Consider the following 236-nt stretch of genomic DNA (forward strand, 5'->3'; position numbering starts at 1 on the left):
AATGTACGCAAACAAGCCTTTTCGTGCGGTCCATCTGTATGCGACGGTTTTATTCATTCTCATGCTGTCCTTTGGCCCGACCGTTGTCGCCATTTGCGAATTCGGCGTCCACGAATCCGGCATGATGCGGCTTCCCGCTTTTTCCCAGTGGCGGAACTTGCGCGTGGGCCGGTATATCGAGCACCTCGATTTTCTCGCCAACTTTCAATGGACCAGCGGCGCGCTCATCCGCACAT

At 55.1% G+C, this 236-nt stretch carries 1 protein-coding gene; it reads right to left on the reverse strand.

The window, feature by feature from the left end; genetic code table 11:
• Positions 1-49 precede the first annotated feature (49 nt).
• A partial coding sequence (locus tag KVT38_RS34215) for a hypothetical protein (RefSeq protein ID WP_217598146.1) occupies positions 50-236 on the reverse strand: 187 nt, incomplete at its 5' end.

Source organism: Cohnella sp. GbtcB17 (assembly GCF_019091135.1).
Lineage (GTDB): Bacteria > Bacillota > Bacilli > Paenibacillales > Paenibacillaceae > Cohnella.